The organism is Psychrobacter sp. T6-1 (genome assembly GCF_052258445.1).
Genome location: NZ_JBQQFC010000320.1, coordinates 1 through 2,583 on the forward strand (window position 1 = coordinate 1; position 2,583 = coordinate 2,583).

Sequence of the window (2,583 nt, forward strand, 5' to 3'; positions counted from 1 at the left end):
GTAATGCCAATTACTTTAATACAGTCTTTGATAGTGCGACTGAATCTGGCATATATGATGCGAGCATGAGCATACGTTTGACTGATTGTAATGGTACCAATATCACAACTACGTCAGCCAATCCGCAGCCCGTTTCAGACACGCAAGCGACCAGAGGCAGATACAACTTTATTGTACCTGCCAGCGCGCTTACTAATAGAACTCGTGTCTGCGTGGTGCAGGATGAGCCAAGCACTTGGGATTATACGGTAGATACCACGCCAGATAAGCGTGAAGTTACCTTAGTCAATGGTGTGTTTGACTATAAAACTGAGAGTAATGGTTCTCGCAATTTAGATTTTGGCGAAGTACGCGCTGAAAATGCTGCTCTAGTACTGATCAAGTCTCAATACGTTCATGAATGTAATGATAGCCTTAACTATCAAAGTGTTGGTAGCAGTGAGAACCCAACGCTAGGCTTTAGTATCAACCCTATTAGCGATGTCGATCCAGGTAATTGTATTGCTTATCGCATTCAGGCTTATAACCGTGGTCATATCGGACTTCAGCAAGTGCAGATTAGTGATACCATTCAAAGTACGCCTGTGGTCTCAGTATTCAAGCGCCCAGCACCGTTATTTGTGCCGACCTCAGTTGCCAGTCCAAGCGTCGCTTACGATACCAATGGTACGATTCAATCCAATTTCTTTAATTTAGCGGCAGCAACCAGTCAACCTACTTTAGCGACACTGTATTTCAATACCAAGTACGGTACGACTCAGTCGAACTAATTGATAGTTATCGGTTTATCTCAATTTTTACTTCTACTCTAAATGGGCACTTTTATCTCCAAAAGTGCCCATTTATATATAAAATTTCCCTTCATTTGCACTTCGTCCTACTATATCTACCTTTCATAATATAGTATTAGTTTTTCGTAACGACTATGGCTAGTATAGCTTGTTATATTAGCATTACTGTTTTGACTAGATGGCTTATTACTCGGTAGAGTTAGATCATAGGACACAAGAATATGTACAACACTCATCATTCTCTATATTCGTATTTTACGAGTATGTCTATCTTTAGAGTACTTATCTTTATTGTGTGTGTGACTTTAATTTTTAGTAGTCAGTCGTCCTATGCACTAGCTACTAACCCCGGTGCAACCTGTGATGCTGGTTTTGAAAAAAGTGGTTTAGATGATTCAGATTATTCGAGATTAGCATCCTCTTTAGGCAGTTTTGTAAATGTAGCGGGTGACGCTGCAGGTAGTATTCCGTTACAAATCAAGATGACGATAACAGAGAGCAACGGGCCTCCTACAGGTAATAGTTCTTTTACTGCAACAACAGTAAGCAACAAAGGCGTATTTAATGTATTCCGTGACTTTCCTAATATGCAATCAGTTACTTCGATTGAATTTGATTTTCGCAATAGAATTACAGAACAGCCAATATTTTTAACTAATGTTGCCCTTAGTGCTTTTGACATTGACTTTGCAAACAGTAGTAATGGAAACAGTTTTGATGATTATGTTCTGTTTACAGGAGTTACTGCAAATGGAAGTATTATTGATGGCTCTTATCAAGCAATAACTGATTCGAGAATTCGTTCTTTTAATGATTCTAGACCAAACACACCTGGAGTAGGGTTATACATTCTTGGTAATACCTCCAATTGCCCCGCCAACGCTTTAGGTACAACTTGTCAGGGATCTGTACAATTTTCAGAACCTGTAAAATCTGTAAAAGTTCGTTACTCCAATGCTGATTTTCGTATTTTTAACAATGACAATCCGACAAACCAGCAGATCTTTCTTAGTTTAGATAACTATTGCTATGTTCCGCAGTATATTTTCTCTGGTACTGTATTCAATGACAATGGCGGAATCACGGATACTCAGGCTGATGCAAACAATGCTAATATCAGTAGCGGTACCTATTCTAATAGACCAAACTATTTTAATGGCGTATTTAATCCTCCTCAAGAGTCAGGTATCAGCGGAAGTACGGTGAGGTTGGCAAATTGTGCAAACCCTGGAACTACTTATCCAACCCAATCAGTTCTCAAAACTGGGGCACCGACTGGTGCTTATCAGATTAGTATTCCTAGAACTACTTTAGGTAATAATACAAATCTTTGCCTTGTTGAGAGTCGAACAGGAAACACTTATCCTATTCGTACTACTAGTGACAGTCGTAATACTGGATTTTCAGCGACTACTTATAACTATCCAAATAACGACTTTGGTCGTGTTATTGCCGAAAACGTCGCTTTAGTGCTTAAAAAATCTCAGTACATAAACGACTGCCCTGCTACACTAAACTACGCCAGTATCAATGACGCGCCTACTCCCCTTACAGGGTTTAGTACCGCAATGATTGAAGGTATAGCACCTGGCAGGTGTATTGCATACAAAATCACGGCGACCAACCGCGCTAATATAAAGATTGATAACTTTATTATGGACGATGTGTTGCAGAAAAAAGGTACAGCTGGTGCTCTTGTAACATCGGTACTCGCTAATCCTGCGCTTGCTACTGCTGACTACAACATCTCTAGCAGTCCTGCTATTGGTGCAAACGGTATAGTAACTACTAA

At 39.9% G+C, this 2,583-nt stretch carries 1 protein-coding gene and 1 pseudogene; both read left to right on the forward strand.

Annotated elements, in window-relative coordinates; translation table 11 throughout:
* Positions 1-770 (forward strand): annotated as a pseudogene (locus ACTXGO_RS12220) (hypothetical protein); the annotation flags it as partial.
* Positions 771-1,012: 242 nt separating this feature from the next.
* A partial coding sequence (locus tag ACTXGO_RS12225) for a hypothetical protein (RefSeq protein ID WP_443574741.1) occupies positions 1,013-2,583 on the forward strand: 1,571 nt, incomplete at its 3' end.